We start from the raw sequence: 14,870 nt of genomic DNA, 5'->3' as shown, positions 1-14,870 counted from the left end.
CAAAAAAGTCCCGATCACGCCGCCAGCTTTTCCTTCGTTTTGAACCCCGCACCATGCAGGTGGGTGCTTTCTTCCTCACTTTATAAGTCCTCAGAAGAGGCATTTATGCAGAAAGGAAAGGCAAGCTCCCGTAGAAAAAAATGTTCGGTCAAAACTAGGTAACCACCGTACGTATCAGGACTTTATTTATTGGTTGATGAAAGCATATCATAGGCATGTCCCTTTTTCAAGCGTTTACATGCCTATAAACATGCGCCTATTTTACTGTTTTACTTTTGTTTTAATAGCCAAGCTCAGTTCATCTAGCTGCGCTGCGCTTACAGTGCCAGGAGCATCTGTGAGAACACAGCTTGCACTTGCCGTTTTCGGGAACGCAATGGTATCTCTTAGGTTAGATCGGCCGGCAAGCAGCATCACTAAGCGGTCAAGTCCAAGCGCAATTCCGCCGTGCGGAGGCACACCATGCTCAAATGCATCAAGAAGGAAGCCGAACTGATCGTACGCTTCTTCTTTAGAAAAGCCAAGTAAACCAAACATTTTCTCTTGAATGTCCTTTTCAAAAATACGAATAGAACCTCCGCCAAGCTCATAGCCGTTCAGCACAAGATCATACGCTTGAGCTTTCATATCTTCTGGACTTGTTTCAATTAATTCAAGATCATCACGAACTGGCATTGTGAAAGGATGATGAGCAGCATAGAAGCGGCCTTCTTCTTCATCTTTTTCAAGCAGCGGCCAGTCTACTACCCATAAGAAATTGAAGACAGACTCATCGATGAGTTTAAGCTCTTTGCCAAGTTTTAAACGAAGTGCGCCAAGCGCATCATGGACAACAGACGTTTTGTCAGCGACAAAAAGTAAAAGGTCGCCTTCTTCAACTTGAAGCTGTTCTTTTAATTCTGCTTGTTTTGACTCATCAAAGAATTTAGCGATTGGTCCTTTTAAATCTGTCCCTTCAGCTTTTAGCCAAGCGAGACCTTTTGCACCATAGTTCGCTGCAAATGCACCAAGTGCATCGATGTCTTTTCTTGAGTAGTTTGCTGCAGCCCCTTTGACATTAATGGCTTTGACAGCTCCGCCATTGTTTACAGCACCGCTGAAGACTTTGAAATCTGAGTCTTTTACCGTGTCTGAAATGTTGACAAGCTTCATGTCAAATCGGGTATCTGGCTTGTCAGAACCATAGGAATTCATCGCTTCATCGTACGTCATACGAGGTAATGGCAATGTCAGGTCAACACCTTTGACATCTTTCATCACCTTTGCCATCATCTCTTCAGCAAGCGTCATGATGTCTTCTTGGCTCATAAAGGACATTTCAATATCGACTTGTGTAAATTCCGGCTGACGGTCAGCACGCAAGTCTTCATCTCTAAAGCAACGAGCGATTTGATAGTAGCGGTCCATCCCAGACACCATGAGCAATTGCTTAAATAATTGCGGAGACTGCGGCAGCGCATAGAATTCTCCTTCGTGTACACGGCTTGGCACAAGATAGTCACGCGCACCTTCTGGCGTACTTTTTGTTAAAATTGGCGTTTCAATGTCTAGAAAGCCGTGATCATCTAAGAAATGGCGGAATGCTTTTGTGACTTCATGTCGCATTTTCATCGTTTCAAACATCGCAGGACGGCGAAGATCTAGGTAGCGGTATTTTAAGCGCACATCTTCTGATACCTCATCTGCTTGATCAGAAATCACAAATGGAGGCGTCTTGGCTTCATTTAAAACAGTGACTGTGTCGACTTGAATTTCAATTTTGCCTGTTTTTAAATTTGGGTTGATCGTGGCTTCTTCTCTTGCGACCACTGTCCCTTTAATATCAAGGACATATTCATTCCGAATCGATTCTGCTGTCTCAAGAGCCTCTTTTGATTGGTCTGGATGAAAGACAACTTGCACAATGCCTGTACGATCACGCAGGTCAATAAAGATTAATCCGCCAAGGTCACGACGTTTTTGTACCCATCCTTTTAATACAACGGTTTGACCGATTTGGTCTTCTGTTACTTCTCCACAATAAAAAGTTCTACCAAACACAAACATTCCACTCCTTCTTTACGCTTTCTGGTGGGCTTTCATCATTTGAATCAGCTCATCAAGCTTCACTTCAATTTGTTCACCCGTTGTCGTATCTTTTACGTTTACAATTTGCTGCGCCAGCTCATCTTCACCAAGAACTGCAATAAACTTGGCTTTCAAGCGGTCTGCCGCTTTAAATTGTGCTTTTAGCTTTTTCCCTGTATAGTCCATTTCACTTGAAATGCCTTCTTTTCTTAGGCGATTCAATAAGCCAACAGCATAATCTTTTGCTTGATCTCCTAATGCCGCAATATATAAATCAATGCCGTCTTGAACAGGAAGCTCAATCTTCTCTGCATCAATCGCTGATAGGAAACGTTCAATACTCATCGCAAAGCCGATACCTGGTGATTCAGGACCGCCAATTCCTTCAACAAGTCCATCATAACGGCCGCCACCGGCTAATGTTGTGATCGCGCCAAAGCCTTCTGCATTACTCATAATCTCAAAGGCAGTGTGATTGTAATAATCAAGACCGCGCACTAAGTTCGGATCGACGACATATTCAATGCCTAGATCGGTTAAGTATTGTTTTACTTTTTCAAAATAAGTCCGTGATTCTTCATTTAAGTAATCTTGAATGGATGGTGCCGTTGCCATCAGTTCGTGATCGCGGTCCTTTTTACAATCAAGAATACGCAATGGATTTTGATGTAAACGAATTTGGCAGTCGTGACAGAATTCATCAATTCTTGGTTCAAAGTGCTCGACAAGTGCTTGACGGTAATCTGCACGGCTTTCTTTGTCACCAAGGCTGTTAATGACGAGTTTTAAGTTGGAAAGACCTGCTTTCTCATACACACTCATCGCTAATGAAATGACCTCTGCATCAATGGCAGGATCTTTTGAACCGATCGCTTCAATTCCGAATTGATAAAATTGACGATATCTTCCCGTTTGTGGACGCTCATAGCGGAACATTGGTCCAATGTAGTACAGCTTTGTAGGCTGTGCAGGCTGTGCAAACAGTTTATTTTCAACATAAGAACGGACAGTTGAAGCTGTTCCTTCTGGGCGAAGTGTGATGCTACGTCCTTTTTTGTCTTCAAATGTGTACATCTCTTTTTGAACGATATCTGTTGACTCGCCTACTCCTCGTGCAAACAGTTCCGTATGCTCAAAAATCGGTGTGCGGATTTCTTTGTATTGAAAGGCTGCACATGTATCTCTCGCAATTTGTTCAACATACTGCCAGCGTTCTGATTCTCCCGGTAAAATATCCTGTGTGCCTCTTGGAATATTAAAACTCATTTTTCGTCCTCCTACGACCATCATTCATTTTTTATGTGGACATATAAAAAACCCCCGCCTCTACTATGTGTATAGTAGGGACGAGAGTTATACCCGTGGTGCCACCCTAGTTGGAACATGATCTAGCCATGTTCCCGCTCAAATCCTTAACGCAGATTCACGTTCTCCGCCTAATGACTCATTTTTTGAGTGTTCAGCAGGAAACCTACAGAGTGTTCTTTCGTGATAAATGCCATGCGGATTCGCTTTCAGCCCAAGGCGATTCCTCTCTGCTCACGCAATTTACCCTACTATTCTCTATCATCAGTTCCACATTTTAAATTTTCAAGTGTGTTGATTTATATTATAATAAGGTCGGTGCTGCCACTCTGTCAACCCTTGCCGTGTCTCTTTTTCTTTTCCAGCTCTTCTTTTGACGTGCATCCGTATTCAGATGCCGTTTCTTCAAGGAAGCCTGGTTGATCCATTTCGTCGTGCTGCCAGCGGTCGATATCACGATGTCCATTATATTGCACTCGTCCTAATTTTCTGCTTAATCTCATGTTTGTACATCCTTTTATCACATTTTTATTTAGTATAAACAGATTGATTCAATTTTATTAGGGAAACTGCAAGGAATTCATCCATTACATAACGAATTAACATTCATCGGTTTTACAAGGGAGGGGAAAACACCGTTTTGAATCTGAAAACACACCATCACATGATGTTGCTGCTCACCTGTTTTGTCCTCATTGCCAGCACTTGGCCAATGACACATGCGACGGCTCAAACAGATCAAGCTGTCGTTGCAACAGATGAAATCAATGTGCGAACCGGACCTGGTTTAAGCTACGGGATCGCAGCAGTTGTGAAACGAGGAGAAAGCTACCCGATTCTCACTGAACAAGGAGAATGGGTACAGATCGGGCTATCGAACGGACAAAAAGGCTGGGTCGTCTCATGGCTGATTACCAAGTCATCTGATGCACAAAAGCCTGCTAAGCAAAAGACACAAGGTCAAAGTACGCAAGGAAGCAGTTCGATTACGTCAACAGCCTCTGACCTTCGCATTCGGACAGGCCCAGGGACTTCCTATCAAGTCATTGGCACTTTCCCGCAGGGCGCTTCCGCTAAAAAGCTGGACACAAGCGGTGAATGGACAAAAATATCGTACAAACAAGCAGAAGGCTGGGTCCACTCTGATTATATTTCTGGCGGACAAAACGCTTCTTCATCCAGTTCAGCTGAGCCCGCTCGTTCTAAACAGTCCGGCACAGTTGGCGTATCAAGCTTGAATGTTCGAAAATCGGCGGCACCGAACGCACAAGTGGCCGCTTCACTTTCCCGCAACACTCAAGTCACCATTTTACGGGAGCAAAATGGCTGGTATGAAATCGAAGCAAAAGGCGTTAAAGGCTGGGTTGCAAGTTATTATATTGTCTCAAACCAAGGAGCAAGTGCAGCACCTGAAAAGAATTCATCCTCTTCGTCATCTCATCAGAAAGCGTACATCGTTTATGATGGAACGAATATTAGAAAAAGCGCTTCTACCTCCGCTGGAATTGCAGAAAGAGCAACAAAAGGAGCTGCTTATCAAATTGTTCGTACGCAAGGTGACTGGTACGAGGTGACATTATCAAACGGCGGAACAGGCTACGTGGCGAGCTGGGTCGTTCAAACAAAGAAAAATAGCAGCGAAGCACCAAGACCTCAGCAGGATTCATCGTCTGGCACTGGATCTTTAAAAGGCAAAACAATTGTTCTTGATCCTGGGCATGGCGGAAAAGACAGCGGCACGATCGGCGCAGACGGTGCATTTGAAAAGAATATCACGATCAAAACCGCTCATTTGCTGGCGGGTAAGTTAAGAGCTTCTGGAGCAAATGTCTATTTAACAAGAAGTGATGATACATTCATCAGCCTTCAATCGAGGGTTGCCACTTCACATTACCGAAATGCAGATGCATTTATTAGTCTTCATTATGATAGTTTTATGGACCAAAGTATCAGAGGGAGCACCGCATATTATTATCAAGCATCCAAAGATCAACGTCTGGCGACAAGCGTTCATACGGAAGTCGCAAAACGATCACAGATCCCTGATAAAGGAGTCAAATTTGGAGATTATTTTGTTTTAAGAGAAAACAAGCGCCCTTCCCTTTTATATGAACTCGGCTATTTAAGCAATCCTCAAGAAGAAGCGATCATTTATAGCGCCTCTTACCAAGAACGAGTGACAGAAGGAATGACAGAAGGATTAAAACAATATTTCCGATAGAAAAAAGAGGCCGCTGTGCCTCTTTTTTGTATGATCGCAAAAGAAAAAGACTCTAAACAAACTCTCAGCAAGAGTTTATCCACAGTCTAATGTCTTTCTATTCTTTGCTGTCCATCAACATGGTGACAGGCCCTGAATTGGTCAATGAGACGTCCATCATCGCCCCAAAACGTCCAGTTTCAACATGGATGCCTTTTTCTCTAAGCGTTTCATTGAAGCATTCGTAAAGTGAATTCGCCATATCCGGTTTGGCAGCTTTCATAAAGTTCGGCCGTCTGCCTTTTCTCGTATCACCATAAAGAGTAAATTGAGATACAGACAGCACGCTTCCTTTTACATCTAACAAAGAATGATTCATTTTCCCGTTTTCATCTTCAAAAATACGCAAGTGTGCGAGCTTTTCAGCTAAGTAATGCACATCTTCTTCTGTGTCTTCATGTGTAACCCCAACGAGCACCATATAGCCTTCATTGATGACACCTGTGATCTCTTCTTCTACTTTCACAGATGCACTCGTCACACGCTGAACAACAAGCCTCATAGACGATATACTTCCTTTCTAATTCATGAATCGGCGAACAGAGTAAATGTCTTTGATTTGTTTAATGCGTTCTACCACTTTGTGCAAATGGTTAATATTTTGGATAAAGATCGCCATATGGATCGTCGCCACTTTGTTACGATCAGACTTACCAGAAACCGATGAGATGTTCGTTTTGGTTTCGTTGACTGCTTGAAGCACCTCATTAAGTAAGCCGCGTCTGTCATATCCTAATATTTCGATTTCCACATTGTATTCTTTACGGTTTCGAGCAGGCTGTTCATGCTCCCACTCAACCGGGATTAACCGTTCCTGCGCTTCTCCTGTCTTTACGTTCGGACAGTCATCACGGTGAACAGATACGCCACGGCCTTTTGTAATAAAGCCAACAATGCTATCACCAGGAACAGGATTACAACACTTAGATAAACGGACAAGCAAGTTATCAATGCCTTTCACTCGCACGCCAGCTTCTCGTTTTTTCCCGTGATATGGTTTTGACTCTACAGACACTTCTTGAACGGTTTTCTCTTGTTCTTCCTGATCTCTTTGTTTTCTTTCTTTTTCCGTTAAACGATTCGCCACTTGGAGTGCCGTAATTCCGTTATAACCGACAGCTGCATACATGTCCTCTTCATTTGAGAAATTAAATTTATCGGCCACTTTTTGCAGATTTTCAGCGGTCAAAATGTCTTTGACATCGAACTCAAGGTTTTTGATTTCTTTCTCCACAAGTTCTCGGCCTTTTTCGACATTTTCTTCACGGCGCTGTTTCTTGAAAAACTGTCTGATCTTGTGCTTCGCTTGAGAGGTTTGGGCAAGTTTGACCCAATCCTGGCTTGGTCCATAGCTATGCTTAGAAGTCAGAATTTCAATAATATCACCTGTTTTTAGCTTATGATCAAGTGTGACCATTTTACCGTTGACTTTGGCTCCGATTGTTTTATTCCCAATTTCCGAATGAATCCGGTATGAGAAATCAATTGGTACGGAACCAGACGGTAGCTCGATGACGTCTCCTTTTGGTGTAAATACAAACACCATATCAGAGAAGAGATCGATTTTTAACGATTCCATAAATTCTTCCGCATCTGTGGATTCATTTTGGAATTCAAGGATTTCTCTAAACCAAGACAGCTTCTTCTGGAAAACGGCTTCTTCCGTCGATTCTGCTGACTCTTTGCCTTCTTTATACGCCCAGTGTGCCGCAATTCCGTATTCCGCAATTTCGTGCATTTCCACTGTACGAATCTGAACTTCAAGCGGGTCCCCTTTTGGACCAATCACCGTTGTATGAAGAGACTGATACATGTTCGGCTTTGGCATCGCAATATAATCCTTAAATCTGCCTGGCATCGGCTTCCAGCATGTATGAATAATACCAAGTACCGCATAGCAGTCTTTAATGCTGTCAACCAAAATACGTACAGCCAGCAAATCATATATTTCATTAAATTGCTTATTTTGCATGACCATTTTTCGATAAATACTATAAATATGTTTCGGTCTGCCGGAGAATTCAGCCTTAATGTTCACCTCAGACACGCGGTCTTTTACTTCATTAACAACCTCGTCCAAGTATTCCTCACGTTCCGCTCGTTTGCGCTTCATGAGATTCACAATCCGGTAGTATTGCTGCGGATTTAAATAGCGGAGGGCTGTATCTTCAAGCTCCCACTTAATCTTTGAAATCCCTAATCTGTGCGCAAGCGGTGCAAAGATCTCAAGGGTTTCATTTGAAATTCTTCGCTGCTTTTCCTGCGGAAGGTGTTTGAGTGTTCTCATATTGTGAAGACGGTCTGCCAGCTTAATTAAGATGACGCGAATATCCTGCGCCATTGCAACAAACATTTTACGATGGTTTTCAGCCTGTTGTTCTTCTTGTGATTTATATTTAATCTTTCCGAGCTTTGTCACTCCATCAACAAGCATGGCTACTTCTTCGTTAAAATGCTCTTTTAAATCTTCTAATGTCACATCCGTGTCTTCGACAACATCATGCAAGAAGCCGCCAGCAATGGTCGAAGGGTCCATTTCAAGATCAACAAGAATTCCCGCCACTTGAATAGGATGGATAATATAGGGCTCACCGGATTTCCGGTATTGCTCCTTGTGAGCATTTTCAGCATATTCGTATGCACGCTCTATAAATTGAATATGTTCAGCGGACAGGTATTCTCTTGCCTTATCAATGACCTGCTGCGCCGTTAAAACTTGTTCGTTCGCCATGGAATCACCTTTTTAAATGAAAACTGTATTGTAGTTTATTATCAAGAAAAATTCGATAGATGTAAAGAGAAGAAGTCCGCTAAAAGATTTTTGATAGGAAAAAAGCACCCTTCTTACTGAGTGCTTTTTGCGTAAAACTCCATTAGTATTGCATTAACGTCAAGATGTCGTAACCGTCAAGCTTCTTTCTGCCATCAAGATACGTCAGCTCAATTAAAAATGCAATCCCTGCCACAACGCCGCCTAATTCTTCAACCAGCTTGATGGATGCTTCAATCGTTCCACCTGTCGCAAGCAAATCATCTGTGATCAGTACACGCTGACCAGGACGAATTGCATCTTTATGAATCGTTAATACATCTTTACCGTATTCCAAACCGTAATCGACTTTGATGACTTCACGAGGAAGCTTTCCTTCTTTACGAACTGGGGCAAAACCTACACCAAGTGCGTATGCTACAGGGCAGCCAATAATGAATCCACGCGCTTCAGGTCCAACAATGAGATCAATGTCTCTTTCCTTCGCGTATTCAACGATTTGATCCGTTGCATAACGGTACACTTCGCCTTTATCCATTAACGTTGTAATATCTTTAAATTGTACACCTTCCTTTGGGTAGTCAGGTACAACTGTCACATATTGTTTTAAATCCATCTTTTCCTTTTCCTCCTCGTACGTCAAAGCACAGGTGAGACTTCGCTCATCATGCTATTCAGCCATTCCTTCAGCTCTTTGGCTGAGGAATATGTTAGTGTTTGATCGAGTTCCATCAATCGTTGTTTTGCTGTATAAGACGATGATGCGGTTAAATCTTTTTTAGAGGCATCACGCACTATTGACAGCACACCATTCTCTATTTTAACAAAACCGAGTTCAAAAAACACCTTTGTCATAAAAATGATTGTATCTTTTGTCCAACCTCTATGTTTGGCAAGCTCCATGCCTTGTTCTTTAATAGGAAAACTTCCCCGTTTGAACAAGAACCCATAAAACCATTTGAATTGATCACGGCTCGGGAATGAGGACATAAAGTGATCTTCTTTCCGCTGAAACACCGTATAAATTCTTGCTGGTTGTTGATTTTCTAAAAGCAGCTTGAGCAAGTGTTCATCGGCAGGAACATCGGCAAAGATCACATACTTTTCCTGCACATCAAACGTGGATACATTTTCTGCATCAATAAGGTGAATCGGAATATCCACCAGCTCCGATTGCCTTTTTGTTTCTTCGTCAAAACAGAAGACCATCGTTTTTGCGGGATCAAGTGTTGATACTTTCTTTTCCCAATCTTTTTTCCCGCGTAAATCAAACAGCTGCCATTCATCGACTCTAGCGTCTTTTAGCATGAGCTGAGGTTTCTTTCGGTTATTCCATTCATTAATCGAGACCTCGCCAACGACAGAAATTTGACTCCCTGGGACAAGTTCTTCTTTTAGTTTGCCTTGGTGAAAACCGACACAGTCGAGCAGCTTGTCTTCGTCTTTTAGTGACATTTTAATGTGATTTTGATTGGCCCCGATCGTTCGGATGTCTTCAAGCTGGGCGTCTTCAATCATAATGAACGGCTTAGGATTCTGCATGCCAAACGGGGACAGCAGTCCCACTTCTTCAATGGCTTGCACCGTCATTTCGTCCACTTTACATACTGCATCGACCCGTTGAATTGGAATGAAATCTTCTTCAGTCAACGTTTCATTTGCATATTGATTCAATCTTTCCCTAAGTAAAGGAACATCATCCGCTTGAAGTGTCATTCCTGCTGCCATCGGGTGTCCACCGAAATGCGGCAGGATGTCACGGCACTTGCTCAAATGGAAAAATAAATCAAAGCCAGGAATACTTCGTGCTGACCCTTTCGCCATCTGCGTTTCTTCATCTATTCCAAGCACAATCGCCGGACGAGAAAATGTATCCGTCAATTTTGAGGCAACAATGCCGACAACGCCTGGATTCCAGCCAGCTTTTGCTACGACGATAGCAGACTGGTCAGCACCTGTCTCTTCGACCATTTGAATGGCTTCTTCCGTGATCGTACTCACAATTTTCTGCCGTTCTTTGTTCAATTCTTGTACAAAACGAGCGAGTTCTTCTGCTTCATCCATATCCTCAGTCATGAGAAGATGAACAGCCGGATCTGCCTGCTCAATTCGTCCAACAGCATTCAGCCTTGGCGCAATTTGAAAGCCGACCGTTTCCTCATTTGCTTCTTCAAGAGTGGCGCCTGCTTCTTTTAATAACGCTTTTAACCCAGGCCGTCTAGACTGTCGAAGCTGCATTAGGCCTTTTTTGGCAATCCATCTATTTTCATCATGCAGCGGGACAAGATCCGCAATTGTACCGATTGCAGCAAGATCTAATAATTCTACTGGGAGTTTACCGAGGAGTGCATGTGCCACTTTAAACGCCACACCGACACCCGCCAGCTCTTTAAACGGATACTCACACCCAGGCTGCTTAGGATGTACAATCGCAAGTGCCTCAGGCAATTCCTCGCTTGGTTCATGGTGATCTGTGATGATCAGGTCTAATCCTATTTCTTTTGCAATACGTGCTTCATTTACAGCAGCGATCCCTGTATCCACAGTGATGACAAGCGATGCTCCTTGCTCTTTGATATATCGGAAAGCCTGTTCGTTTGGCCCATATCCTTCTTTAAATCGATCTGGAATATAAAAGTCTACCTTCGCAGACCGTTCTTTAAGTGTATGTATAAGTACAGAAGTACTTGTCACACCATCTGCATCATAATCTCCGAAGATCACAATCGATTCCTGCTCTTCGATCGCTTTGTTGATGCGCTCTACTGCTTCTTTCATTCCTTTTAATAAGAATGGATCATGAAATTCGGCTTTTTGATCAAATAAAAAAGACCTCGCTTCTTCTACTTCTTCGAGCCCTCTTTGTACAAGAAGTGATGCAGTCAGCGCTGAAATATTCAGATTTTCAGAGAGTGATTTCACTTTTTCTTCGCTAGGATGTTCATATTCCCAACGCATTTTGGATAATAACATAAATTCACCCCTCAACCACACTATTATACTAGAGTGGACTGAGGGGTTTCAATTTTTATTTTATGAAATTGTACTGGAAGATTATTTTTCCTTCCGGTCAAAAGACGCTGGCTGTTCTTTTAAAGGTGTGACATTCGTTTTCTTTTGAACGTCTTTGTCTACCTTTTTTGGAGAAGCAGTAGGGGCAGTCACAGCGGCTGCACGTTCAGCTTTTAATGCTTTTAATTCACGTTTTAGTTTCACAATTTGGAAAATCCCCGCAAAAGCCACAATGAGTCCGCCCATCAGAACAGAACCGATAATGACAAGGATCAGCGGCCATTCAGCCGTTCCAAATAAGTAGTCTACCTGTACAGGCCGCACGTTAATAACAGCAAATACTGAGACAATTAATACGAAAATAAATGCGAGTATGATGGTCCATTGTTGTTTATTCATCTACAAATCCCCCAAGCTTTTTCTTTTATTCTTCCCTCTTTCTTGTCCTTTTTAAACACCGAAAGAACATGGCGGAAGGTTTTCTATCAGCATGGGCGTTTAGCTGCTGAGTTTTTCTTTAATGAGGCTCTTTAATTCTTTTCTTTCTCCAGAGATGACAAGGGTGTCTCCTTCTTCAATCACCGTATCTGGTCCTGGATTTAAAATTTTCTCATGTGATTTTCTCACAATGGCGATGACTGTTACTTGATAGTTTTGGCGAACACTCAGGTCTCCGATCGTCTGGTTAACAGCCGGTGCGTTCTTTTCAATCTTAAACCATTCAATGATGAGTTCATCAATGGCCACCTCCACTGTCTCAAGCGCTTTAGGTTTATAGACCATGCCGCCTAAAATAGCCGAGATTTGTCTTGCTTCTTCATCGCTAAGCAAGATACCAGAAATACATTCTTCGTGATCATCTTCTTGAAAATGATACATCTCTCTTCTGCCATCATCATGTGTGATAATGGCAAGCTTCTCATTATTTCTTGTGATCATTTCGGCTTTGTGACCGATACCTGGCAGTTCAGTTTCCCGAACCTTCATAACAGCCCCTCCAATGAATAAAAGCCAAATGCCCCAAACGGACACTTGCTTTCTATACTGATCTAAACGTATGTCATTATAGCAAAAGACCATTTCAAGATCAATGAAACCCGAAATGTTTTTACATATCATCTTATTGTTGTGACGATGACAAATATGATGCATGAAAAAAAGACTGCCAAGCTGGCAGTCTTTCTTGTTTAAATATCTTGTTCTGTGTCGATTTTAGCCGGCTTTTTCAGCTCACGACCTTTCCATATCAGCCAAATTTGTGCCGCAATGTAAAGGGATGAATACACCCCTGTTAATAGGCCGACAAGTAAGGCAATGGAGAAGTTTGTAATAGATGCTGAACCGAAAATGAGAAGTGCAATCACCACTACAAGTACGGTAAGCACGGTGTTCACAGAACGCGTAAAGGTTTGCTGTAAACTTAAATTCACAATGTACGATAAATCTTCGATCGTTTTCGGTTTGCGTTTCTTCATTTGCTCACGCACCCTGTCGAAGGTGACAATCGTGTCATTGATCGAGTACCCAATGACCGTGAGTATCGCTGCAATGAAGGTGACATCCACCTCTAAACGCGTAATGCTAAAGAAGGCAACGATAAAAAATGCGTCGTATAGCAGAGAGACAATCGCTGCAATCGCCATTTTATACTCAAATCGGACGGATACATATAAGATAATCCCGATCGAAGCAATGATGACAGCGTATAATGCGTTACGCGCAAGCTCTTTTCCGACTGTCGGAGACACTGTACTTACGTTAGGCTCCGTTCCGTATTTATCTTTGAAGTAATCTTTCACTTCAGCAATTTTTTCTTTATTCGGAACACCGACAAATCGAGCTGCTGCTTGATTTTCTTTTTGCCCCGATAACACAACACTGTCTGTCTCAAGGTCTAGCTTTTTAAAATCTTGCTCCACCTGTTCTGTTGACAGTTTATGGTCACTTTGAATATCAACTCTAGTACCACTTGCAAAGTCAATACCTGCATTGAGCTTGAAGATCGACAGCACAATGATTCCAGCAATGGTAATGGCTGCTGAGAAAATCATAAAGCCTTTACGTTTGCTGACGAAATCCCATTTATCAAATGGTGTTTTCGGTTCAGTATTTTCAGTTGTTTCATGAATATCAATGATGTCTTTCTGACGAACACCAAACCAGCCTTTTCTGCGATCGAGATAACGGCTTTCTACAAGTAAGCCAAGAAGGAATCTTGATAGGAAGACAGCCGTGATAAAGCTTGTCAAAATTGATAGGATAAGCATGGTTGCAAACCCTTTGACAGAGCTTGTTCCAAAGAAGAATAGAACCCCGCCGGCAATAATACTTGTTAAGTTTGCATCAAAGATCGTGGCAAACGATCTGCGGTTACCCGATCTGAAAGCAGAACGGACAGATTTACCGAGCTTAAGCTCTTCTTTAATCCGCTCATACGTAATAATGTTGGCATCGACAGCCATCCCTACCCCAAGAATCAATGCAGCGATTCCAGGCAGTGTCATGACCGCCCCCATCCAGTCAAAGACTTGCAGTGTGATATAGATATAAGCTGACAGTGTAATGACAGCAACAAGACCTGGTAATCGGTAATAAAACAGCATGAATAAGAAGATAAATGCTATTCCTACAATTCCTGCGAAGACTGTTTCGTTTAGTGCTTGCTCACCAAACTGTGCACTCACAGATGTTGAATATTTTTCGGTTAATTTTACTGGCAATGCGCCGGCATTTAAAATGCTCGCAAGGTCTTTTGCCTCTTGAACCGTAAAGTTTCCTTCGATTTGTACGTCACTGCTGTTAATTTCTTGGTTTACATTCGGCGCAGATACATACTTATGATTTGATTTAGAGACTTCTTTTTTGAAGGAATCTCCCTTATGATAATCAAGCCAAATGACAAGCTGATTGTTTGGTGCCATCGCCGCTACTTTTTTTGTCACGTCACCAAACTTTTTCGCATCCTTTAGTTTGACCGTCACGATCGGCTCATTCGTTTGATTGAATGTTTGTTTTGCACCATTTTCAACAAGATCAGATCCGTTTAGGAGTTCTTTGTCATTCGTATCTCTGAAGGAAAGCTGTGCTTCAGTCGATAGAATCTCCCGTGCTCTGTTTTGATCTTTTACACCCGCAAGCTGTACGCGGATACGGTTGTTTCCTTCAATCGAAATGTTCGGCTCACTGACCCCAAGCACGTTGGCTCTTCGGTTTAAAGCCTCTACTGTACTGACGAGAACACCATTTGTGATCTTGTCTTCTTTTTTCACTGGGTGTACATCATACAGAACCTCAAATCCACCCTGTAAGTCCAGCCCTAGCGTCATATCTTTCGCAACGGGCTTCGTTAATAAGCCCACACCAGTTCCGATTAACAGAACCACTAAGAAAAACGCAAGTATGCGCCCTTTTTTCATTATGTATTTCCTCCTTAAACACCTGAATCCATTTAGATGG

11 protein-coding genes, 1 other RNA gene and 1 other annotated feature are annotated in these 14,870 nt (G+C 42.5%); of the genes, 1 reads left to right on the top strand and 11 read right to left on the bottom strand.

Translation table 11 applies throughout. From position 1 onward, the window contains the following. Positions 1-3 precede the first annotated feature (3 nt). From ssrS to MHH23_RS08375, 4 genes are all read right to left on the bottom strand, one after another. Positions 4-184, bottom strand: a non-coding RNA gene (gene ssrS, locus MHH23_RS08390) — 6S RNA. A 77-nt stretch (positions 185-261) separates the two neighbouring features. After that, a complete protein-coding gene (gene aspS, locus MHH23_RS08385) occupies positions 262-2,040 on the bottom strand; it encodes an aspartate--tRNA ligase (protein ID WP_024718377.1) in 1,779 nt (592 codons plus the stop codon). An 18-nt stretch (positions 2,041-2,058) separates the two neighbouring features. After that, positions 2,059-3,333 (bottom strand): histidine--tRNA ligase, encoded by a 1,275-nt coding sequence (gene hisS / locus MHH23_RS08380; RefSeq protein WP_008342721.1) that lies wholly within the window; start codon positions 3,331-3,333, stop codon positions 2,059-2,061. Positions 3,334-3,406: 73 nt separating this feature from the next. Continuing rightward, positions 3,407-3,646, bottom strand: a binding site (T-box leader). 58 nt (positions 3,647-3,704) lie between these two features. Next, positions 3,705-3,875 carry a YrzK family protein gene (locus MHH23_RS08375; protein ID WP_003216250.1) on the bottom strand — a complete coding sequence of 57 codons (171 nt, stop codon included), beginning with the start codon at positions 3,873-3,875 and terminating at the stop codon, positions 3,705-3,707. A gap of 137 nt (positions 3,876-4,012) precedes the next feature. Here MHH23_RS08375 and MHH23_RS08370 point away from each other — a divergent pair, with 137 nt between their 5' ends. Next, positions 4,013-5,593 (top strand): SH3 domain-containing protein, encoded by a 1,581-nt coding sequence (locus tag MHH23_RS08370; RefSeq protein WP_144679885.1) that lies wholly within the window; start codon positions 4,013-4,015, stop codon positions 5,591-5,593. Positions 5,594-5,690: 97 nt separating this feature from the next. On the opposite strand, the gene dtd is transcribed toward MHH23_RS08370, so the two are convergent. The 7 genes from dtd to secDF all read right to left on the bottom strand — a co-directional run bounded on the left by dtd (position 5,691) and on the right by secDF (position 14,830). Next, entirely contained in the window at positions 5,691-6,134 is a 444-nt protein-coding gene (gene dtd, locus MHH23_RS08365) for a D-aminoacyl-tRNA deacylase (protein WP_340959292.1), read from the bottom strand. Positions 6,135-6,152: 18 nt separating this feature from the next. Beyond that, the gene (locus tag MHH23_RS08360; RefSeq protein ID WP_008342726.1) at positions 6,153-8,363 is read right to left on the bottom strand and encodes a RelA/SpoT family protein; all 2,211 of its coding nucleotides are present in this window, start codon (positions 8,361-8,363) and stop codon (positions 6,153-6,155) included. A gap of 142 nt (positions 8,364-8,505) precedes the next feature. After that, positions 8,506-9,018 carry an adenine phosphoribosyltransferase gene (locus MHH23_RS08355; RefSeq protein WP_008342729.1) on the bottom strand — a complete coding sequence of 171 codons (513 nt, stop codon included), beginning with the start codon at positions 9,016-9,018 and terminating at the stop codon, positions 8,506-8,508. Positions 9,019-9,041: 23 nt separating this feature from the next. After that, positions 9,042-11,375, bottom strand: a complete 2,334-nt coding sequence (gene recJ, locus MHH23_RS08350) for a single-stranded-DNA-specific exonuclease RecJ (protein WP_340959290.1) — start codon at positions 11,373-11,375, stop codon at positions 9,042-9,044. 81 nt (positions 11,376-11,456) lie between these two features. After that, positions 11,457-11,813: a LapA family protein gene (locus MHH23_RS08345; protein ID WP_024718382.1), complete on the bottom strand. Its 357-nt coding sequence runs from the start codon at positions 11,811-11,813 to the stop codon at positions 11,457-11,459. A gap of 99 nt (positions 11,814-11,912) precedes the next feature. Next, complete coding sequence (locus tag MHH23_RS08340; protein WP_008342734.1) at positions 11,913-12,401, bottom strand: cation:proton antiporter regulatory subunit; 489 nt, start codon at positions 12,399-12,401, stop codon at positions 11,913-11,915. Between the two features lie 200 nt (positions 12,402-12,601). Beyond that, entirely contained in the window at positions 12,602-14,830 is a 2,229-nt protein-coding gene (gene secDF / locus MHH23_RS08335) for a protein translocase subunit SecDF (RefSeq protein ID WP_017358118.1), read from the bottom strand. Positions 14,831-14,870 lie beyond the last annotated feature (40 nt).

The organism is Bacillus sp. FSL K6-3458 (genome assembly GCF_038005045.1).
Lineage (GTDB): Bacteria > Bacillota > Bacilli > Bacillales > Bacillaceae > Bacillus > Bacillus altitudinis.
The sequence above is the reverse complement of the archived record's forward strand: the minus strand, read 5'-3'. Positions and strand labels throughout refer to the sequence as shown.

Excerpts from the sequence above, each read along its gene's own strand:
- dtd (WP_340959292.1), bottom strand. The coding sequence starts at position 6,134 with ATGAGGCTTGTTGTTCAGCGTGTGACGAGTGCATCTGTGAAAGTAGAA.
- MHH23_RS08375 (WP_003216250.1), bottom strand. The coding sequence starts at position 3,875 with ATGAGATTAAGCAGAAAATTAGGACGAGTGCAATATAATGGACATCGT.
- recJ (WP_340959290.1), bottom strand. The coding sequence starts at position 11,375 with ATGTTATTATCCAAAATGCGTTGGGAATATGAACATCCTAGCGAAGAA.
- MHH23_RS08360 (WP_008342726.1), bottom strand. The coding sequence starts at position 8,363 with ATGGCGAACGAACAAGTTTTAACGGCGCAGCAGGTCATTGATAAGGCA.
- secDF (WP_017358118.1), bottom strand. The coding sequence starts at position 14,830 with ATGAAAAAAGGGCGCATACTTGCGTTTTTCTTAGTGGTTCTGTTAATC.
- hisS (WP_008342721.1), bottom strand. The coding sequence starts at position 3,333 with ATGAGTTTTAATATTCCAAGAGGCACACAGGATATTTTACCGGGAGAA.
- MHH23_RS08355 (WP_008342729.1), bottom strand. The coding sequence starts at position 9,018 with ATGGATTTAAAACAATATGTGACAGTTGTACCTGACTACCCAAAGGAA.
- MHH23_RS08340 (WP_008342734.1), bottom strand. The coding sequence starts at position 12,401 with ATGAAGGTTCGGGAAACTGAACTGCCAGGTATCGGTCACAAAGCCGAA.
- MHH23_RS08345 (WP_024718382.1), bottom strand. The coding sequence starts at position 11,813 with ATGAATAAACAACAATGGACCATCATACTCGCATTTATTTTCGTATTA.